The 21,364-nt window shown below is 40.4% G+C and carries 22 protein-coding genes; 15 read left to right on the plus strand and 7 right to left on the minus strand.

Translation table 11 applies throughout. From position 1 onward, the window contains the following. Positions 1-68 precede the first annotated feature (68 nt). The 7 genes from FTU16_RS06805 to pal all read left to right on the plus strand — a co-directional run bounded on the left by FTU16_RS06805 (position 69) and on the right by pal (position 6,179). Positions 69-716: a hypothetical protein gene (locus tag FTU16_RS06805; protein ID WP_180162965.1), complete on the plus strand. Its 648-nt coding sequence runs from the start codon at positions 69-71 to the stop codon at positions 714-716. 218 nt (positions 717-934) lie between these two features. Next, on the plus strand, positions 935-1,342 hold the full coding sequence (ybgC, locus tag FTU16_RS06810) for a tol-pal system-associated acyl-CoA thioesterase (RefSeq protein ID WP_078190367.1): 408 nt from the start codon (positions 935-937) through the stop codon (positions 1,340-1,342). A gap of 27 nt (positions 1,343-1,369) precedes the next feature. Then, the gene (gene tolQ, locus FTU16_RS06815) at positions 1,370-2,068 is read left to right on the plus strand and encodes a protein TolQ (protein WP_078192037.1); all 699 of its coding nucleotides are present in this window, start codon (positions 1,370-1,372) and stop codon (positions 2,066-2,068) included. After that, complete coding sequence (tolR, locus tag FTU16_RS06820) at positions 2,068-2,517, plus strand: protein TolR (RefSeq protein WP_180162966.1); 450 nt, start codon at positions 2,068-2,070, stop codon at positions 2,515-2,517. Before tolQ ends, tolR begins: the two co-directional genes overlap by 1 nt. 3 nt (positions 2,518-2,520) lie before the next feature. After that, positions 2,521-3,813, plus strand: coding sequence for a cell envelope integrity protein TolA (gene tolA, locus FTU16_RS06825; protein ID WP_180162967.1), 1,293 nt, complete (start codon positions 2,521-2,523; stop codon positions 3,811-3,813). A gap of 444 nt (positions 3,814-4,257) precedes the next feature. Beyond that, complete coding sequence (gene tolB, locus FTU16_RS06830; RefSeq protein WP_180126505.1) at positions 4,258-5,541, plus strand: Tol-Pal system beta propeller repeat protein TolB; 1,284 nt, start codon at positions 4,258-4,260, stop codon at positions 5,539-5,541. Positions 5,542-5,609: 68 nt separating this feature from the next. Then, the gene (gene pal / locus FTU16_RS06835; RefSeq protein ID WP_168378062.1) at positions 5,610-6,179 is read left to right on the plus strand and encodes a peptidoglycan-associated lipoprotein Pal; all 570 of its coding nucleotides are present in this window, start codon (positions 5,610-5,612) and stop codon (positions 6,177-6,179) included. A 253-nt stretch (positions 6,180-6,432) separates the two neighbouring features. Here the strand turns inward: pal and FTU16_RS06840 are convergent, their stop codons facing one another. Next, positions 6,433-6,630 (minus strand): NF038105 family protein, encoded by a 198-nt coding sequence (locus tag FTU16_RS06840; protein ID WP_078190373.1) that lies wholly within the window; start codon positions 6,628-6,630, stop codon positions 6,433-6,435. 184 nt (positions 6,631-6,814) lie between these two features. On the opposite strand from FTU16_RS06840, the gene FTU16_RS06845 reads away from it, so the two are divergent. From FTU16_RS06845 to FTU16_RS06865, 5 genes are all read left to right on the plus strand, one after another. Then, positions 6,815-7,789, plus strand: a complete 975-nt coding sequence (locus FTU16_RS06845; protein WP_180162968.1) for a class 1 fructose-bisphosphatase — start codon at positions 6,815-6,817, stop codon at positions 7,787-7,789. A 52-nt stretch (positions 7,790-7,841) separates the two neighbouring features. Further along, positions 7,842-8,618 (plus strand): RNA methyltransferase, encoded by a 777-nt coding sequence (locus FTU16_RS06850; protein WP_078192042.1) that lies wholly within the window; start codon positions 7,842-7,844, stop codon positions 8,616-8,618. Between the two features lie 160 nt (positions 8,619-8,778). After that, positions 8,779-9,393 (plus strand): RNA polymerase sigma factor, encoded by a 615-nt coding sequence (locus FTU16_RS06855; protein ID WP_180162992.1) that lies wholly within the window; start codon positions 8,779-8,781, stop codon positions 9,391-9,393. Continuing rightward, positions 9,390-9,710, plus strand: coding sequence for a hypothetical protein (locus FTU16_RS06860; protein WP_078190377.1), 321 nt, complete (start codon positions 9,390-9,392; stop codon positions 9,708-9,710). Before FTU16_RS06855 ends, FTU16_RS06860 begins: the two co-directional genes overlap by 4 nt. Then, entirely contained in the window at positions 9,700-10,104 is a 405-nt protein-coding gene (locus FTU16_RS06865; protein WP_078190378.1) for a DUF3106 domain-containing protein, read from the plus strand. The genes FTU16_RS06860 and FTU16_RS06865 overlap by 11 nt, the downstream gene beginning before the upstream one ends. Before the next feature lie 86 nt (positions 10,105-10,190). Here the strand turns inward: FTU16_RS06865 and FTU16_RS06870 are convergent, their stop codons facing one another. From FTU16_RS06870 to cxpE, 4 genes are all read right to left on the minus strand, one after another. Continuing rightward, entirely contained in the window at positions 10,191-12,605 is a 2,415-nt protein-coding gene (locus tag FTU16_RS06870) for a CSLREA domain-containing protein (protein WP_180162969.1), read from the minus strand. Between the two features lie 24 nt (positions 12,606-12,629). Next, positions 12,630-14,441 (minus strand): rhombotarget A, encoded by a 1,812-nt coding sequence (gene rbtA / locus FTU16_RS06875; protein WP_180162970.1) that lies wholly within the window; start codon positions 14,439-14,441, stop codon positions 12,630-12,632. A 118-nt stretch (positions 14,442-14,559) separates the two neighbouring features. After that, positions 14,560-15,264: a DnaA regulatory inactivator Hda gene (gene hda, locus FTU16_RS06880; RefSeq protein ID WP_078190380.1), complete on the minus strand. Its 705-nt coding sequence runs from the start codon at positions 15,262-15,264 to the stop codon at positions 14,560-14,562. A gap of 18 nt (positions 15,265-15,282) precedes the next feature. After that, entirely contained in the window at positions 15,283-16,500 is a 1,218-nt protein-coding gene (gene cxpE, locus FTU16_RS06885; protein WP_180048729.1) for a chloramphenicol efflux transporter CxpE, read from the minus strand. A 134-nt stretch (positions 16,501-16,634) separates the two neighbouring features. Between cxpE and purM the strand changes: the two genes are divergently transcribed. Together purM and purN are read left to right on the plus strand one after the other, a co-directional pair. Further along, the gene (gene purM / locus FTU16_RS06890; protein ID WP_180162971.1) at positions 16,635-17,705 is read left to right on the plus strand and encodes a phosphoribosylformylglycinamidine cyclo-ligase; all 1,071 of its coding nucleotides are present in this window, start codon (positions 16,635-16,637) and stop codon (positions 17,703-17,705) included. A 9-nt stretch (positions 17,706-17,714) separates the two neighbouring features. After that, complete coding sequence (gene purN / locus FTU16_RS06895) at positions 17,715-18,344, plus strand: phosphoribosylglycinamide formyltransferase (RefSeq protein ID WP_180040183.1); 630 nt, start codon at positions 17,715-17,717, stop codon at positions 18,342-18,344. 73 nt (positions 18,345-18,417) lie between these two features. On the opposite strand, the gene FTU16_RS06900 is transcribed toward purN, so the two are convergent. Beyond that, complete coding sequence (locus tag FTU16_RS06900) at positions 18,418-19,227, minus strand: alpha/beta fold hydrolase (RefSeq protein WP_180162972.1); 810 nt, start codon at positions 19,225-19,227, stop codon at positions 18,418-18,420. After that, complete coding sequence (gene sppA / locus FTU16_RS06905) at positions 19,224-20,249, minus strand: signal peptide peptidase SppA (RefSeq protein ID WP_078190385.1); 1,026 nt, start codon at positions 20,247-20,249, stop codon at positions 19,224-19,226. The genes FTU16_RS06900 and sppA overlap by 4 nt, the downstream gene beginning before the upstream one ends. Positions 20,250-20,376: 127 nt before the next feature. On the opposite strand from sppA, the gene FTU16_RS06910 reads away from it, so the two are divergent. After that, the gene (locus FTU16_RS06910) at positions 20,377-21,348 is read left to right on the plus strand and encodes a lysophospholipid acyltransferase family protein (protein WP_180162973.1); all 972 of its coding nucleotides are present in this window, start codon (positions 20,377-20,379) and stop codon (positions 21,346-21,348) included. Positions 21,349-21,364 lie beyond the last annotated feature (16 nt).

Here is a 21,364-nt window from a genome sequence, read left to right on the forward strand (position 1 = left end):
TTAAATGCTCCCTGCATGTTTATTTAAATTTTAAAATAAATTCAAGCCACTACAAACAATAGACTAAAATGATAAATCTTGAGAATAGAATAATTAACAAAATTAATAGCGACTACATTCAAAACCTACCATTAGACAGTGCCATTGAACACATTCCCAGAGAACAACCTATCAGTTCATTTAGCCCAAAACAAATGAGTGATTTTGAAAGCTTATTCCACACCGAATACAATTATTTTATCACTGTCGAATGTGAAAACATTCTTAGCAAAGAAACCATAGAAGTAAGTGAAGATAATATCTTAACTATTAAACAATCGCCTTCTACATATCGTATAAAAAACCTGAGCTTCAACTATACTTCTGCCCTCATTTTTATTGGGACGTACTATCACGACGACGTACAAGTTTTGGTCAAGGAAAACTTTAAGCCAGCAAAAATTAATACTTTGTATTTCAGCTTCTCATTCTTTGCTTTAGCCATACTCGTTTATGTATTTTTCTGGATAGATCTACCTAATAAACTTTCACTTATGTTAGTTATTGGCCTTGGCTTTTGCTGCTTAACGTATATGTATGAATCTTTGAAGGCATTACTCCCCAAGCAACAGAAAAAGAAAATGGAAGAAACTCACTTTCATATTGCGGGATATTTAGCAGCTCATCTACAGGATTTTGTCGATGCAAAATTTAAATTAGATGAACAAACAAATTAAAAGTAGTCTCTTTTTTTAAACAATAATGACAACTACGAAAGTTAAAGATTTACGTGAGTTGAAACCTTGTGCCATTGGACTGATAACTCACGGTGCTAAACTGCCCGTCATTGAAGCACTTGACGAATCATTGAATTATCGCCATTTTTTAAATGCTCTAATTCTTTGCTGAAGTGCAGACCAATATTTTTCAGATTTTATAAAGACGGAACACTCTCATGGCGAATAAATTCGAATTCAACATTCGTGTATATATTGAAGATACAGATGCAGGTGGCATTGTTTACCACGCAAATCATATTCGCTTTATGGAACGTACCCGCACAGAATGGCTACGCGCTTCAGGTGTAGACCATTATTGGCATCAAAAAGATTACAACTTTGTCGTTCATAAAATTAATGTGAAATATTCACGTCCTATATTAATGGATGACCTGATTACTGTTACAGCAAGTGTAGTTTCGTGTAAGGCTACGTCATTTGTGTTGCAACAAAATATTTATCGTGGTGATATTATGCTGGCATCAGGTGAGGTAGAATTGGCATGTATCAGTGCAGAGATGAAACCCCGTCGCCTTCCTGATGAAATACGTGAACTGATTCTGAAAGAATTGGAACAAGATTAAAAAAATTATTTGGCACATGTAGTAACTATGGCAACTCAACTAGAATCAACACTCAAAGTTTCAGACCTAATCTTACAAGCAAGTCCTGTCGTACAACTGGTAATGCTCCTGCTGCTCTTAGCTTCGTTATTCAGTTGGTATCTGATTGCCAAGTTACACATGAGTTATAAAAAAGCGCAGGCTGACGATGAACATTTCCAAAAAATATTTTGGTCTGGCGCCGAACTCAATACTTTATACAACAATGCTCAGCTCAACTCGAAACGTGTTGGCCTTGAAGATGTTTTCTATCAAGGTTTAGGCGAGTTTTTCAAACTTAAAAAACGTAATGCCAGCGCAGAACAATCAATTGAAGGTACAGAACGTATTCTTCGTGTGGGTTTAAGCCGTGACCAAGGACATTTAGAAAATGGTTTAGGCGCGCTTGCGAGTATTGGCTCGGTTGCACCCTATGTCGGTTTATTCGGTACCGTTTGGGGCATTATGAACGCCTTTATTGGTTTAGCAGATGTTGACCAAGTCACCCTTGCTACGGTTGCTCCTGGTATTGCAGAGGCATTGATTGCAACGGCCATTGGTCTTTTTGCGGCAATTCCTGCTGTACTAGCATTTAACCATTTTACAGCCAAAGGTGAAGCCGTTTATAACGATCGTGCTCTTTTTGCCGAAGAAATGGTTGCGTTATTACAACGCCAGTCTGTAGGTTCAACTCAGGACAATGACTAATGGCTATTCAACGTTCTGGACGCTTTGAGCGTATCAAAAAACCATTAAAAAGTGACATGAACGTCGTACCTTATATTGATGTCATGTTAGTTCTTTTGGTGATTTTCATGGTCACTGCACCTATGATCACCACAGGTGTCAAAGTCGACTTACCACAGGCAAATGGCACGCCTATGCAAGCGGAAGATCGCCCTGCGATTGTTACACTTGAGGCAGATGGTACGATCAAACTCGAAGATAAAAATCATCAAAATGATGTACTCACACTCGATGAACTAAAATCTGTTTTAACTGCTTCGCAAAATGAAGCCAACGAACAGAAAAAGCAAATGAGTGTCCTGATTAACGGCAGTGAATCTCGTCCTTATGGTGAAGTCATGAAACTCATGTCTACCCTTCAAGATGCAGGTTTAACACAAGTAGGTTTACTGACTGAGCCATTAAAGTAATTTATGAAAGATTTCAAAAAGCCGCCTTTTAAACAAAAAGCCGTTGCGATTGGTTTCACACTAGGTGTGCATATCGTCGCTGTGGTTGGCTTACTTTATCTTGGCATGAGTAAACCACCTGAGCCCCCTAAAAAAATAACCACTGTTTTGGTAAAACCGGAAGATTTAAAACCTGTAACACGTGAAGTCACAGAGTTTGATGAAACCGCGCATGAAAATGTAGCTAAACAAATAACGCAAACAGCCGAACCTAGCGTTGAACCAGCACCCGAGATTCCAACGGCTGCACCGCCTAAGCCAGCAGAACCACCTAAGGCAGATCCACAGATTGCTGCCCAACAAGCACTCGCAGCGGCAAAAGCACAGCAACTTGCAGAACAAAAAGCTGCGGACAGTGCGAAGCGTGCTCAAGAACAAGCTAAAGCGGCTGAAGCTGCAAAACTAAAAGCGCAACAAGAAGCCAAAGCGGATGCGGCTAAGGCAAAAGCAGATGCTACGGCGAAAGCCAATGCTGACGCAGCAAAACGTAAAGCAGATGCTGATGCAAAAGCCAAGGCTGAAAAAATCCGTGCCGATGCATTAAGAAAAGCAGAAGCTGACAAAGCCAAAGCTGCAGCAACGGCAAAAGCCAATGCAGATGCAAAAGCCAAGGCCAATGCAGATGCGGCGAAACGTAAAGCAGACGCCGATGCCAAAGCTAAAGCCAATGCGGAAGCTGCAAAACGTAAAGCTGATGCTGATGCCAAAGCTAAAGCCAATGCAGAAGCTGCAAAACGTAAAGCTGATGCTGATGCGAAAGCCAAGGCCAATGCAGATGCGGCAAAACGTAAAGCAGATGCTGATGCAAAAGCTAAGGCCAATGCAGAAGCTGCAAAACGTAAAGCAGATGCTGATGCCAAAGCTAAGGCTGATGCAAAGGCAAAAGCCGATGCCGAAGCACGCGAACGTGCAGCCGAAGAAGCCAAAGCTTCATCTGCAAAAAAAGCAGCTGAAGAAGCCGCACAGAAAAAGGCTGAAGCGAAGAAGATTGCATCTACTGCAAAGAAAGATTTTGAAAATAAAATCCGTCGTGCATGGGACACACCTTCTGACTCTGCGGGTAAATCGGCAACTGCTCGGGTGACATTATCAGAAAGTGGTTCAGTCCGATCAGTTATTGTGAACTCTAGTGACCCTGATATGAAAGCCAGTATTGAAGCCGCGGTTCGTGCTGCAGCACCGTACCCAATGCCAAGCGACCCTGATGCTAGACGTGAAGCACAAAGCTTTACCTCTACATTTAGATCTTCAAATTAAGTTTGATAAATCCCTGCATTGATTGCGGGGATTTTTTTATATTTCTTCTGAATATGGCAAACTTTGGAAAATTTATTGATTAGATGGGTTCATTCACTGATTTTTTGAATGAAACAAATTCTATTTGGTCGACACTTTTCATAAAATGACATATATATAAGTTTTACTAACTCAGCCTAATCAAGAGCTACTTATTTCTTCTAAACATTTGATTCAAAAATTAAATTTCAACTATATATAATTATCATTTCCAATTCAAAATGTGATGTTGTCTGCACCAATTTTAAGATAAACTTCAGTGAACTCGAATAAAATCTCTGCATTTTTCACAGTGTTATAACAGTTCAGTCATATTTTCATGCTTTTAATAATCCAAAATCATGCCATTATGTGACACAACCTAATACAGACAATAACTCACATTTTTAGAGTAGTTAGCGAATGATGGAAATGACGCGTAAACATCTTCTTTGCTTAGCAATTATGACCGCTTTGAGTCCAGTTTTAATCACTCAAACACATGCACAGCTTCATCTTGAAATCACCAAGGCGCCTGAAGAGGCACCTAAAATTGCGATCGTGCCTTTTAGTAATGACTCAAATATTTATCCAGTGGTTGAAAATGACTTGAACCGCTCAGGTAAATTTACCAGTGCCTCTAAAAACTTACCTGCAACTGCAACAATAAATTCACCTAATGCAGAAGCATGGAAAGCTGCGGGCGTACCCTATGTCGTGACAGGCACATCAAAAACAACAGCAGATGGCTCTTATGAAATTCACTACCAACTGTATGATGTTGAAAAAAAACAATACCTGTTAAATGAACTACTCACTGTACCTGCTTCACGTTACCGTCAAGCAGCGCATATGATCAGTGATGCAATCTATCAAGCTTTAACTGGCATTCCAGGTGACTTCAGCGGCCGTATTGCCTATGTATTGCGTAATGCAGCAACACCAGATCAGCGCTATACCCTACAAATTGCAGATACGGATGGTGAACAACCCCGTACCATTTTGACTTCACGAGATCCAATCCTGTCCCCTGCGTGGACACCTGATGCGAAAAAGCTAGCCTATGTTTCTTTTGAAACCAAGCGCCCTGCGATTTACATCCAAGACTTAGCAAGTGGTAACCGTGAAAAAGTAGCAAGTTTCCGTGGACTGAATGGTGCACCAAGCTTCTCACCTGACGGTAAATCTATGTTGTTTACCGCATCGATGCATGGCAATCCTGAAATCTATCAAATGGATTTACAGACTCGCCAATTAAAACGCATGACCAATGACACAGCGATTGATACAGAAGCACGTTATGCCCCTGACGGTAAATCATTTATTTTTACCTCTGACCGTGGTGGCTCTCCACAAATTTATACCTACAACTTAAGTACTGAAAGCGTAAAACGTTTGACTTTCCGTGGCGCTTTCAATGCCCGTGGCACTTTAAGTGCTGATGGTAAAAAATTAGCTTTGGTGCATCGTCCTAGCGGTAGTAACTATAAAGTTGCGGTTCAAGACATTGGTTCTGGTGTAACCAATATTTTAACACCAACAAGTTTAGATGAATCCCCAAGCTTCTCTCCAAATGGTCAAATGGTGGTGTATGCAACCCGTGAAGCAAACCGTGGTTTGCTCTCGATCATGTCTTTAGATGGCCGTTTCCGCATGAACTTACCAAGTGAACAAGGTGAAGTTCGTGAGCCAGCTTGGGCACCGAAATAAACACTGCATGATTTATTCAACAATAACTTTTTAATGAAACATCATAAATAACCGTCATGGAGATCAATATGAAAGCAATGAAACTGATTGCATTACCTGTTTTAGCTACAGCATTAGTAATGACTGGTTGTGCCAGCCGTAAACCTGCAGCAGATGTACAAGCAGGACAAAACCCAAATGGCTCAACCACTGTAAACACTTCAGGTTTAAGTGAAGATGCAGCACTCAATGCACAAAACCTTGCGGGTGCATCATCGAAAGGTGTAACTGAAGCGAATAAAGCATTTTTAGCGAAGCGCGTAGTACACTTTGACTACGACAGTACCGAGCTTAGCAATGAAGACTTACAAACCCTTCAAGCTCATGCTCAGTTCCTGGTTGCTAATGCAAACTCACGCGTAGCTTTAACAGGTCACACCGATGAACGTGGTACTCGTGAATACAACATGGCACTTGGTGAACGTCGTGCCAAAGCTGTTGAAAGCTTCCTGATTACAACAGGTGTAAGCCCTAACCAGCTTGAAGCAGTCAGCTATGGTAAAGAAATGCCAATCAATGCGGGTCATGATGAAAATGCATGGAAAGAAAACCGCCGCGTAGAAATTAACTACGAAGCGGTTCCTCCGCTACTGAAATAAGACTTGAAAAAGTCTGAGCTAAAAAAAGCACTCATTGATGAGTGCTTTTTTGATTTAACCCGTATCATTTTTTAATATCGTTTCATTTACAGCGTTCTGTGCTTTAACTCATTTTAGCCCTTTAACTCAGGATAAATTCAGTTAGTTGCTTTAGAACTTTAAGAAAATATCCAATTAAAAATGCAAATGAACGACTTTCAAAACGAGATCCTTAGCTTTACCAACTAGAAAATTAGCTTAACAATCCAAATCATTACGCTTCTGCTTCCGGATGTTCAGCATTTTCTTTTTCTGTTTGCATCGACTCAATGAGGTCATGTTTATTGAACTTTTTATACTCTGCTTTTGCTTCGTAACTGCTCCATGCAGCTTTTACGGTATCCGCAGAAATATCGTCTAAATTCAATCCCTCAGTTGCAGTCGGAGTCGCATCAAATTTTTGTGTGGTCATTGTTGTGCTCCCTGTCTTTCGATTTATACATTAGATTCAACATAGCATGTTATTCAGGACTTGCAAGGGTAAAATCACGACAAATAGTCTAGTTTAATTTTTCTTTTCCTTCGTTCTCATCTAAAATGTTGCACAATCACATTTTTATCATTTTTGATAAATTAATATTTGGAGTTTTCCGGTTATGTCAAATCTCACCCTTTCCCAATTTCTACAACAACAAAGTGGTAATCTTACTCCTGCATTAGCACAAGTTATTGAAACAATTGGTAATACATGCAAAGACATCGACCTTCTTTTACAAAAAGGTGCTTTGGCTGGTGTATTGGGTAGCGCGCAACACGAAAACGTTCAAGGTGAAGAACAAAAGAAACTTGATGTCATTTCAAATGATTACCTCATCGATGCATTAAAAGTTCATCCACATGTCGGTGGTTTGGCATCTGAAGAATTAGATGAATTCACACCAGCTCAAGAAAATGGCGATTATCTTGTCTTGTTCGACCCATTAGATGGTTCAAGCAATATCGATATCAACATGTGTGTCGGCACAATTTTCTCAATTCTTCCTGCAAAAAATGCGGTAACGCAAGCTGAAGATTTCATGCAAGCGGGTGTTAACCAAGCGGCTGCAGGTTATGTACTGTATGGTCCATCAACAATGATGGCTCTAACTGTCGGCGCTGGCGTAGTCTTCTTTACTTTTGATCCAGAAAGCAAAGAATTTTTATTAACTAAAGATGCGATTGCGGTTGCAGCAAACACTAAAGAATATGCAATTAATGCATCGAACCAACGTCACTGGGAAGAACCTGTAAAACGTTATATCGACGAACTTCTTGCAGGTAAAACTGGCCCGCGTGAAAAAGACTTCAATATGCGTTGGGTCGCATGTATGGTGGGTGATATTCATCGTATTCTTTGCCGTAGCGGTATATTCATGTATCCATACGACTTCAAAGATCCGAAAAAAGCAGGCCGTCTACGTTTAATGTACGAAGCAAACCCAATGAGTATGTTGATGGAACAAGCTGGCGGTGCTTCTACAACAGGCCGTGTCCGCATTCTAGACATCCAACCAACAGAACTTCATCAACGTGTTCCTGTGATTATTGGTTCTAAAAACGAAGTTGACCTAGTTACGTCATACCATAATTAATTTCTTATAACGAAAGTCAGTATTTTTGCTGACTTTCGTGGATATCTCCCTCATGGCTCTGATTTATCTCGAATCAAAAGACAACCCTAAAATTAAGCACCTCCGTGGCTTAATCGAACAAAATGCCTACCGTAAAAAACAAGGTCAAACTGTTTTGGAAGGCACACACTTGGTGTTGTCATGGTTAGACTCAAAACGTCCAATCAAATCGATTTTCACCACTGAACAAGCAATTAACCATGCTGATTTCGATCGCATTGCGGAACAATATCAAGGTGCGGTGTTCATTCTAAGTGAATCTTTATACAAAGATATCAGTACACTTGGAACATCTATTGCTTGCTTAGCGATTGTGGATTTACCAAGTTCAAGTGAAGCGCTTAACTTCAGTGAAGACACCTTAATTTTAGACAACATTCAAGACCCTGGTAATGTAGGTACCCTACTCCGTTCTGCTGCCGCAGCGGGTATTGAGCAAGTCGTTTGTACCAAAGGCTCTGCATCACTCTGGTCACCGCGTGTATTACGCGCAGGTATGGGCGCACATTTTTCATTAAATACCTTTGAAAATATTGCCCTTGAAGATATTTTGACGAAATTCAAAATTCCAGTGTATGCAACAAGCTCACATCAGTCTGAAAACCTATATAGCAAAAATTTACGCAAACAATGTGTGTGGATTTTAGGCAATGAAGGTCAAGGTGTTTCTGAGTATGCATTACAACATGCAGAAGCCGTAGCGATTCCTCAACCGGGTGGTCAAGAATCACTAAACGTAGCCATTGCTGGCTCGATCTGTTTTTTTGAAATGGTACGTCAGCGTCAGTAAAATCGTTATTTTATTGTATTTAGCGCTTAAGCCTGAAAAAAATAGACTACACTAGAAAAAATAATAATTCTTTTTGTCAACCTAACCGTTATTTCCATCGTTATTTGTATATGAATATGGAAATAATGGTGGGTATCCGATGACAGGATTTTCCATCTCTATGGATTTAGCACCCAAAAAGTCCGAGACGCAAGACAGCAGTGTTTTAAAAAGCACGGCTGAGTCTCGCCTGAAAAACTTCATGAATGAAGTGACGGGGCGTGCTTTAGTAATGATGGAAAGTGCAACGCACGGTCAACATGGCATTGCCATGGACTTGGTGCAAGAAGCCTTTATTTCCTTACATAAAGCTTATGCTGAAAAGTCCACAGAGGAATGGTATCCCCTGTTTTACACCATTTTAAATAATAAGCTGCAAGATTGGCGTCGAAAGGAAGCACGTCGTTCGCAGCCGTTTTCCCTATTTAGAAAAGTCAGCCTAGATGACGATGATGTTGAATTGCAAGATGTTGTTGATGAATCAACGCCTAATCCATTCGACTTCTTAGATCAAGCAGTTACTGCAGAGGAAATACAAGATGCTATCGCAGAACTTCCAGTCCGCCAGCAACAAGCATTTATGTTGCGAGCTTGGGAAGGCTTTGATACGCATACAACTGCAGAAATTATGAATTGTTCCGAAGGCAGTGTGAAAACACATTACCACCGTGCCATTCAAGGTTTACGTACCGCTTTGGCACATTTGAATCCACATATGGGAGGATCATCCGAATGAAACAAGATGATTTCTTAAAGCAAGTAACTTCCAAACTTGATGGACTCGCACAGCACCATAAAGACAAAGCAACTGTCATGAATAACGTGCTTGAAGATATTCATCAGCGCGAAACTTCTCGTTATGGTTTCTGGAAAATGTCTGGCTTTGCACTTGCAGCAGCAATTGCAGGTTTTGTCATTTTACCGAATGCGACTGTACTGGATGACAAACCACAAAATCAGGTGATTTCAACCCCTAAGCTCTCCCCTCAAATGGTGGAAGATCTTGAAATGTTGATGGTTCTGGGTGAGGACAAAGTTCCACATGGCAGCTAAAAAATTAGCAATTGCATTCTGTGCTTTTAGTTTTTTGCAAACCAGTTTTGCTGGCTTTGATCGCTTTTGGATTTTTTCAAAAGATGCAGATACTCAAGTTAATGAAACTTGGGATTCGCTATCTGAAGCAGAACAACAGGCTTTAATTAAAAAGTATCAGGCACTCAAAGAGATTCCTGCAGATCAACGTGTCAGCTTGCAACAGCGCATGGATTGGTTCACCCAACTTCCTGACAGTGAAAAGCAGCGTATGCGCGAAACATGGCAAAAAATGAGTACTTTAGAACGTAAAGAACTCGCGACACGTATGCAAAAAGCTAGTCCTGATGAACGACCTGCTATTCGCGATGAGTATATCAATAAATATTTACAGCCTATCGCTGTCGTTCACTAATTAAAAACAACAGTATGTTGTGAAAATCAAATCCATTACATTAGCTAAGCCATAAAAAAGCCTCTTATCGAGGCTTTTTTATTGTCTTACTTGCTCAACCGACGTTGACGATACACACCTAAACCAATCAATGCCAGCAATCCAAATACTCCCATTGAGCCACCGCCGCTAGAAGAAGAGTTGGTATTTTTCGCTGTATTCTTAAGAGTCAGAATTGCATTACTTGATGCAATGCCGTCACTATCGATAACGCTATATTCAACAGGATAGTCAAACTGACTAAAGCCATTTTTTACAGAGAAGGTGATTTTGCCACCGTAGCAGGTTTCCTTTAAATAACTTGCTGGACAGCTACCACTATACTCAGCTTCAAAGTTTAAACCTGCTGGGATTTTCGTAAAACGAATTGGAATAATTTGGCCTTCTTCATTTTTATGCCATACCGATTTACCCGCTGGCATAGATGCAACTGGACCATCACCATCATCATTAGCATTTTCTAATAAATTATTGACTGTAACAGACAAATTATTTGACGGACTAATCGTATATTGGGCAGCTTTGGCCACTGGGGTCATATTTTTAAAGGCCACACGGACCAAACCAGAGGATTCCGCCTGACTCCCTGTCTTTTGTTTTAGCGTATATTTACAAAAACCGTATTCGGTAGGTGCTGTTGTTGCCCCACTGGTGCGATAAATAACGATTTGTTTTATTCCCGCATCCCAATCACAGTGCAGGTCATGCGGTGGATTACCTACGATACTTGCTTCGCCTGTACTAGACACCGTAATTTCACTACCGATGCCGATTGGTGAAGTCGTCACGGTATAGTTGTCAGCATTTAAGGCAATTTGTCGTGTTTCAGCACTACCATTCACAGACTCTTCTTGAGGTAATGATGCCGGGAACGGATCAAAATAAACCGCACGATATTTAAGGTTATTTTTTAATGCACTGAATACCGCTTCGTACTTTGTTAAATCATCCTGATTGGCAACTTTGTATTCTGCATAATCAGGATCATCGATATCCTTTTTCAGAGCATCAATTGTATTTTGATACTTATCTTGCAGAGCTGTTAAAGACTCATTGGTAATATCTGCCATATCTGCTGCGGTTAAATTCATTAACTCAACCGAACCAATATCACATGTGTTTCTTTGCGTAGGTGATAACTGTAAAGTACCATCTGTGATCCGCAAAATACCCCGTTGATCCGCATCACTACAACCTTCTAAGCCAAGATTGATCAAGTCAAAACCGCTGCCGATTGCTTTCGGGTAATACAAAGGTAAATACAAGTTATAAGCAGATTTTGTTTGTAGGGCGCTTAATAAAGTGCCCATAGCATAGCTACTTACGTCATGGTTTTGCAGAAAGCTTTCCGTACTATTCAGCACACTTTCGGGTAAATCACACTGTGCGGCTGCCAGTTCAAAAGCGTTATTACTTGCAACAAATTTTTGACCATTATCAGGTACTGCATTATTCAGATAACGACAAGATTTTCCACCAGTATTGTAGGCCAATACATTGAAATACCAAGCCTTTGTACCATTGTTATCATAATAATAGGTACTAGCCGCATTGTTCTCGACTATTGTATTACTGGTTAAAACGAAGCTAGAAAAAGCACTTAAACGTTCCGTTCCCTGAGAAATGGCACGGATAATACTACCCGTATTTGGATTTGCTTGGTTTTTTGCAATCGTATTTGCTGTCAGTTCAACTTTGGCATTTCCACAGAAGTCCATCACACTATTGCTCGTCGATGAACCATTTTGAATAATACTGCTTTGCTGGAACACAATTTCAGGCTGGGTATCCCCCAAGTTGCCGATACAGTCCATAGCTACCACACTACCTTTAGGTGCGACGTTACCCTGAACTAAACTGCTCACCAATAATGTTTTTTTCGACATATTATGCGCAACGGAGTAGATCGCACCGCCAGCAACTTTGGCCTGAGAGTTTTCAATTGCACCATTATTTAAGGTAAATGCTCCCCCTAAATACAAGGCACCACCACGGTCTTCTGCCATCCCGCCAGTAAGGCGTACATTATTGACGATAAAGTTGGCTTCTGAGCGTGAAGTATTAAAAATTCGGGATTTGCCTTGGGCATTAATCGTCGTTCTAATATCTTCATAGGCAGGAAATTTCTGCGTCAGTAAATTTTTTGAATCATAGTTAAAGCGACTTTTCCCCTCTATCACGATCTGATTTAGAGGAACTAACTCACCTTTGGTCAGAAGATATTCACCTGCTTCAAGTTGAATATAATCGGTCTGCCCATTATTTGGATTACCGACATTACATCCACCAAAAGATTTGTTTTTACGTGCAGTTTCAATCGCTTCACGTAAAGAACATTGATTGAGATTTTCACCATTTTCATCATCAAAGGTCGTAACTTTGATGATGTTACTTGTCGCTGCCATAGATGACATAGCCGCAAGGACCATGACCGCCAGCAATCCTTTTTTATAATTTTTCATGTGCTGTCCTTAATTCTATCCAGACTATTTTTTAAAGCGACGAAATCCAACTAAGCCAAGCAGCGCAAAAATACTCGCCCAGCCTAGAGCACCACCCGAAGTTTTAACGGTTTTACTTTCCATTTCATTGTTTGGTTCTTGGAAAATACGCACTTCTGCAGCTAAATAATTTTTTGCCGAAGTATTAAAACGGGTTGAAGACGTCACCACACGCAATTCAAAAATATCTGCGCCATGCCAATTTCCATTTGGCGTGTATTCAAAATCACCATTCAAATTCAGTGTAAATTTACCTTTAGATTCGGTGCTTTGTACAATTATTGGGCAACCATCTTGCCATGGCTCACCCGTTGGATTTGCCATACCCATCACTTTTGAACATTCTTCTTTTGGAATTAAATCACTGTCACCTAATGCATCTAAAATATTAAACTTGGCTACTTCACCTGTACGAATGTCTTTACCTAATCGAGGCATGCTCACAGGAACCACAATTTCTATAGCCCCACGATCACACCAAACATCATCCAAATTACGATTTTTTCCACGCTGATCAGAAGACTCACAATACACATGATGCTCATTGCCATCTGCTGTGGTCTTCCCCTTATTTAATATCGGGCTTGAGAAAATCGTTTCGTAATCTAATAAAATACGAGGACGTAAATAACCAATAAATGCGTTATTTGCTGTGGTAAATGGACAGAAAAGTGCATTACGATCTTCTGTTAAGGTTTTACAGCTACCTTCATCTTCACCCGCAATTAAACTCGTCCCAGACCATACATCATTTAAATTTGCAGCAGGCCCAACAGGACAACTCGCAGCCACTAAGTTGTTATAAAAAACAGATTGGTCTGTTCCTGAGTTCACGACTTTACAATCTTGAGCGGTACCACTGAGCGCATTACCAATCACCACACTATTGGCTAAATAAGCATGCTCAGAGGTACTATTTAGTTCGATACCGCCACTGTTCTTCAGTACTGTAATATTATTGAGTGCTAAACCATCACGTAAGTTGACAGCAAAACCTTTGTTTTTGAAAAAAGTACTATTGGCAATGATATTTTGAGGGTTACTGAACACCAACTTGCTGATGTCTGCGAGCCCATTTTGATTGTAAACAATCGCTCGACCAGAAGTGCTTTCATTATTTTTGAACAAAGATGTATAGATTTCATAAGCCGGTGCTTCTGAGTAAATTGCACCACCATCTACCGCTTTGTTGTTTTGAAAAATCGTGGTTCGTATATATAGACGGCTTGCTACAGCTGCGCCATCTTCTGAAAATCCAACATTGTAGATTGCACCACCAAGTCGTGCATAGCCATCTTCAAACTTTACATTTTCAAGTGTAAGTTTTTCATTATTAAAAATGATGCCGCCTTTATCAGCACATTGATCTTGCTTACATCCTTTAAATGAAATTTCTTTAAAATTGATCGCAAGTAGTTCTTTTTCGCCATCATTAATATTAAAAATTTGATCCTTACCCGTCATTTCAATGACGGCATTATTAAGACCGAGTACGACATCTTCATTGACGTTACTGCCATACGCCGTTTTCAGATTCAGTTCTGCTTTAATATCAATTTTTTTAGTGAGTTTATAAACTTCATTTTTTTTCAGCGAAATTGAGGCATAGGCGTCTTTACCCCCGCAACCATTATATCCGGCTTCTGGCATACCATTATTGATATATTCTATGGCTTCACGAAGTGAACATTCCTTGTCATCCTTTACAACATCTTCAGTGGTTGTAACGATAATTTCTGCGCTAAATGCATGACCTGCCATGAGAAGCATGCCAATGCCTATGCTCTGTTTGAGCATATCCATCTCCTTAAATATTTTTTATCTTTTTATTCTTAAGTTGCACAATCCTTGCAACATTAAAATATTTTTATGTACTTTGTCACAGCTTGAGTAATTACTCAAGAATTTTTATTGCTTACCGATATTCATCAATTAGGGCAAAAATCTGTCTTAAATTGGCATGACTCAATTTGACTTTTTCACCTTTTAACATCTGAATAAGTTGTTCTAAAGAGCGAAGTAAAATAGACGCCTGATGCGGCCCATGTGCCAACAAATAATCCACAATTTGTTGATCCATATGGATGCCACGTCGCGCTAAAACAGAGTTAACGAGCGCTTGACGGTCTGCGTATAAACTACCATTCGGCACTTTCACACTAACAGCCTGAGTTAATCGAGACTGTAGGTCTGGCAGTTCAAGTTTGAGTTCAATGGGCGCCAGTCGAGATGAAAAGACCAATTGACCACCTTCTTCGTTATTATAGTTAATCAGGTGAAAAACGGCTTTTTGCCAATGTGGAACTCCACTGATGGCTTCAATATCATCTAAAGCCACCAAGTCATAGCGATCGAGCGAAGTAATCGCTTCAGTGGGCGCATCGAGCAGTTCAAGCAATGAAACTTGAATTGCTGATTTGCCAATTTCTAAATAAGAATCACATATTGCAGACAGTAAATGGCTTTTTCCTGTACCAGCTCCACCATAGATATAGAAACGATTCATTAATCCTGCATGTAATTGACGTACACCATCGATTACATGTCCCCAACTCGGCCCAGAAAAATCACTAATTCGGGCATCGAGCTGGGGTTCTATATCTAACTGCAATTGACGCATATCTATATTTTGGCCTTATCAATCTTTATGTTCTGATCGTTCAATGTTACTCGAAATTTCAGGATCTTGCAGCGAATTTGCAGACTGATTTTTGAGCTCTATATCGACAGCAATTTGATTGGTTTCTACGCTTAATGTGCCAATTTCAGCATCATTCACCACAAGTACATCATTTCGGTATAAATTACTTTTCTCATAATTTTCACGCGCATGACGTAATAACACCACAATAATCGCTGCAACGGGTAGTGCAATGAGCATTCCGAGGAGTCCTGCCAATTGCGCGCCTGCAAGCACCGCAAAAACTACGGCTACTGGAGACAAACCAATTTTGTCGCCTAATAAGAAAGGCTGTAAAATATAACCTTCTATTGCCTGCCCTACCATGAATACCACCAGTACTAAGGCCAAATGCACCCAATCCAAACCGAATTGGAACAGGCAAGCCACAATTGCCGAAATAATACCAACCGCAAAACCCAAATACGGAATAATACTGGCTAGACCCGCAATCATCCCGATGATGATGCCGACCTCAATACCCACCAATTGAAGTCCAACCGCATATACAACGCCCAATAAGAACATTACCAAGAATTGGCCTTTTACAAATGCACCTAAAACTTCATGACATTCGCCCACGATTGTGAGCGTGCTTTTTTCATATTTACGTGGAATAAGGCGACGCATGTTTTCTAACATTCGTTCCCAATCTAATAAGAAATAGAAAGCTATGATTGGAATTAAGACAATCGTGCCACCAATCTGTATGAAATTCAGACCCGATTGTGCCACTTTTAACAACATGGCTTGGATACTGTCTGCACTATAGTTGGTTTGAATATACTCCATGATCGCTGCTGACATTTGCTCTGTATCAATTTCCATCGGTACAAGATTAAATGTCTCTGATAACCACGGCAGGAATGTATAGTTGACCCAATGAATATTACTTGGAATATTGTTTTTCGCATACATCAACTGTTCCCATACCAGTGGTACGAGGAACCACATGGCAAGGAATATAGCAACACCAATTCCAATAAAGACCAAACTGATAGATAACCAGCGCGGCAAGCCAATATTATGTAATTTATCGACTAAAGGGCTAAATAAATATGCAATTAGAAATGCGCCGATAAAAGGAACAACTACAGGCTTTAATAAGTATAAAACCCATAGGATCAATGCTATCCCAGCAAGAATAAATATTCGGCGCAAGGTGCGATCACCCATATAAAGTCACCTTTTTTCAATGTAATCGTTATAGAAAGGAAAATATTTTAATAAAGATAACATTTTAGTGCGAAATAGCATAAGAGTTTTGCATATTCAGGTTATAATCCCCGCGCGAATGCGGAGACTTCATTATGAGCAACTCAACTTCTACCCCAAACACTGGTTTAAGCTACAAAGATGCAGGTGTCGACATTGAAGCGGGCGACGCGTTAGTCGATCGTATCAAATCTGTCGCGAAACGTACTGCACGTCCTGAAGTAATGGGCGGCCTAGGCGGCTTCGGCGCTCTTTGTAAAATTCCTAAAGGTTATGAAGAACCTGTTCTCGTATCTGGCACAGATGGTGTTGGTACAAAATTGCGTTTAGCATTGAATTTGAACCGTCATGACACAATTGGTCAAGACTTGGTTGCAATGTGCGTAAACGATCTTCTTGTATGTGGTGCTGAACCACTGTTCTTCCTTGACTACTATGCAACTGGCCACCTCAACGTTGACGTTGCAGCAAATGTTGTAACTGGTATCGGTGCGGGTTGTGAACTTGCAGGCTGTGCATTGGTTGGCGGTGAAACTGCTGAAATGCCAGGTATGTATGAAGGCGAAGACTATGACCTTGCAGGTTTCTGCGTAGGTGTAGTTGAGCAAAGCAAAATTATTGATGGCTCTAAAGTTAAAGCGGGTGACGTTTTAGTTGGTGTTGCATCTTCTGGCGCACACTCAAACGGTTACTCACTTCTTCGTAAAATTTTAGATGTGAAAAACGTTGACCTTACTCAAATCGTTGATGGTCGTCCACTTGCAGATACAGCAATGGAACCAACACGTATTTATGTAAAACCAATTCTTCAGTTATTGAAAGAAGTGGATGTACACGCTATGGCGCACATCACAGGCGGCGGTTTACCGGGTAACTTACCTCGCGTACTGCCAAATGGTGCTCAAGCGGTAGTCAATGAAGCATCTTGGGAATGGCCAGAATTATTCAAACTACTTCAAAAAGAAGGTGGTGTTGAACAATTTGAAATGTACCGCACATTTAACTGTGGCGTAGGTATGGTTCTCGTGGTTGACGCAGCCGATGCTGACAAAACTGTTGAATTACTCAATAGCCTTGGCGAAAAAGCATTCACAATGGGTCACATTGCAGACAATTCTGAATCTGTTGAAGGCGCTGACGAAAAAATCCGTGTAGTTTTCGCATAAGCAACGTTCATGATTAAAATTGCTGTACTTGTTTCAGGCAGCGGATCTAACCTGCAAGCCCTGATCGATGCCAATCTATCAGGTCAAATCGTTGGGGTGATTTCCAATAGACCTGACGCTTTTGCACTGCAACGTGCAAGAAAAGCAAATATTGCAACTGCAGTCATTGAACATAAGCAATATCCAAGTCGTGAAGCTTTTGATGATGTGATGCATCAACAACTGCTCGACTGGGATGTTGACTTGGTGATTTTGGCAGGCTTTATGCGCATTTTAAGCTCAAAATTTGTCAAAGCATGGGAAGGGAAAATGATTAACATCCACCCTTCTTTGTTGCCAAATTATAAAGGCATGCATACTCATCAACGTGTGTTAAACACTGGTGATGTTTTCCATGGCTGTACAGTTCATTACGTGACTGCAGAGCTAGATGCTGGCCAAGCGCTTGCTCAAGGTGTGCTTAAAGTCAATGTGCATGATCATGCTGAAAGTCTAGCAGATCGCATTCACGTGCTTGAGCATGTGATTTACCCTCAAGTCGCAGAATGGATCTGTAATGGTACGATCCAACATACTGCTGATGGGGTGTTATATCGCAATCAACCGATGCAAGCACCTGTTCAATTCTGCAAGTTTTAAAATCAGTTTTATCTATTTTAAATAGAAATAAAAAACGCATCCTTGGATGCGTTTTTTATTTGACTACATTTAATCATTCATGTTTGGCATGAACCGCTAACATTTGTTTGATCAGCTCCACCGTTTCTACTGGTTTTTCTAATGGAAACATATGACTCCCACCAACCACTTTAAATGGAATCGCAAATTTTTTCTCGACCATTTGTGGAAAGTGCCGAGCCAAAAATGGCCCCTGCTCTGCAATTAACTGCTGCACAGGCACTTGTGGTTGAGCCTGTGGTAACCACCACAGCGAAGGATTGGTTCGAAAAATATGAACCTCATCATCACGTGAAATCGTCAATTCCACCCCACCACGCAGTTTATCGTCCATCAAGGCATGATCAATGTAGGCCTGATAACAGTCTGGATCGAAATCTTTATAAAAACCTTTCGGCCTTAAAAGCTCTGCTGCTTGTTCACGACTGTCCCAATGATCACGACGACGCTTCGACAACCCAGCAGGCGACATTTTATCGACGACTTTGAGTTTGAGGAGTTTGGCGATGTGCAAAGCAAAAGACTCTTTCCCCATGATCATAGGCGGATCAATCATTAACACTTGTTCAAACAATTCTGGGCGTTGTAACGCAGCCTGAAATGTTAAAACTGAACCCAATGAGTGACCTAATCCAATGACCTTACGACCATTGGCCTGACGTACAATACTGTCTATTACCTGCTGTGTTAAGCTTTTCCAATGGTTATCGATTGGGTAACGCTTATCTGGCCCAAGTAACGGCACATAGATCACATCATATTCATCACTCAGTAAATCAAACAATTTTTGATAAACCAGTGATGGCACGCCATTGGCGTGCGCAAAATGAATTAACGGTTTCATTGTAACTTCGTGCTGTTTTCAGATTGAACCTGTTGTGACAATGCACTTGCCAAACCTTGACCAAATGAACTTCCCATACGACCTAGCACAGAATCAAATGGGCTGTTTTCAATGGTATAGTTCACAGCTTTTTCAGTTTTCAATTCCCGTTTCAGGCTATTTAAACTACCTGTACGGTCAGCAATACCCAGCTTCACAGCCTGATCACCTGTCCAAAATAAACCTGAGAAAATAGCCGGATCATTCGATTTTAATTTCTTACCGCGACCTTCTTTCACGGCATTAATAAAATGCGCATGAACGTTATCGAGTACACCTTGAACATGTGCTTTTTGTGCAGCATCGACAGGTTGAGTCATGGATAAAATCGCTTTGTTCTCACCCGAAGTCATGGTGCGGTCTTCTACACCAAACTTTTGCATCAAACCACTAACGCCATAGTTCGGCATGATCACGCCAATTGAACCCACTAAACTTGAAGGATTGACAATAATTTCATCTGCGGCAGACGCAATATAGTACGCACCTGAAGCACCAGTATCACCAATAATGGCATACAGTTTTTTATCGGTATGGGCTTTTTTCAAGTACTGAATTTCTTGCCAGATTTCATCAGACTGAACAGGTGAACCACCCGGTGAATTAATATTTAAAACAACCGCTTTGCTTTGTTTATTTTCATAAGCTTTTTTCAAAGCTTTGATGGTATTTGCGCTGTTTACACTTTGCTTGTCCGCTGCAATGGTCCCAATGATATCAACCACGGCAATATGTGAACCCGCTGTTGCTGCAGGATCTGATGATGACATGCTGCAACTTTTCGCCATCGCAATGATAATAAATAGCAAATAAGCAAAGGTTAAAAATTTAAAAAATATACCCCATCTACGTGCTCTACGTTGTTCCTCAACGGAAGAAAGCACGGCTTTTTCTAATATTTTCCATTCATTTCCAGTTGGCTGCTGGATATTGTTTGAAGAACTTTGCTGTTTTTCTTCAGGTTTTGGTGGCCATTCGGACATAAAAAAACCCATTTGATCGTTAATTTGTAGTCATTATATACACGCTAATCGCTATAACTGTCTAATCAATTCATTTTCCCCTATAATTATTTTAAATTTTCTTTCATTTCTTTCAGACTTAAATAAGATGACCGACCAAAATTCACAGGACACCACATATCACCTGTTAAAATTTATCAGCCGTCAACCTATTCAAATTTCAAGATTAATTGCAAAAGGTTTGGCTGGGTTAGTCAATGTTTTAAAAATCTCTAAAACCTACTCTACGATTCAACGCAATCTTAAAATTGCATTGCCTGAATTATCAGAGTCAGCTCGCATTCAACTCACTAAACAAGCGATTCGAAACGAACTTTGTTCTTATTTTGAATTTTTTAACATTTGGGGTGCAAGTACAGAAAAAAATATTCAACGAATTCATCACGTACATGGCGCTGAATATTTACATGAAGCGCTCGCCCTAAAAAAAGGCGTTGTACTCGTAGTACCACATTTTGGTACCTGGGAAATCATGAATGCATGGGTTGCGCAGTACACTCAAATGACCATCATGTACAAGCCGGTAAAAAGCGAATCTGCCAACAATTTTGTCCGTGCTGCTCGAAGCCGTGAGCAAGCAATATTGGTTCCTACGGATGAATCAGGTGTACGTCAGATTTTCAAAGCCTTAAAACAAGGTGGGACGACGGTGATCTTGCCAGACCATACCCCCAATGCCGGCGGCGAAATGATTCCATACTTTGGTATTCCACTAAAAACCAGCAACTTAAGTGCAAAACTGATTCAAAAAACCAAAGCACGTGCGCTCTTACTATATGCCATTCGTAACGATAATCATGGTTTTGATATGCATATCGAACCTATCGATGACAATATTTATCAAGGTAATGCAGATGATGGCTCAATGGTTATTTTTAAAGCAGTGGAAGATTTAATTCATCGTTATCCAGAACATTATCACTGGAGCTATAAACGCTTTAAAGCCAATCCAAAATTGAGAAATCTATACAATATTAGTGATGAGGAAGCCGCTCAACGCATTCGTGATATTCGTGAGGAATATCAAAGACAGCAAAAAATTAAAAATGTGACAGAATGACATTTTCAAGCAATAC

The organism is Acinetobacter sp. YH12069, from assembly GCF_013419675.1.
Classification (GTDB): Bacteria; Pseudomonadota; Gammaproteobacteria; order Pseudomonadales; family Moraxellaceae; genus Acinetobacter; species Acinetobacter amyesii.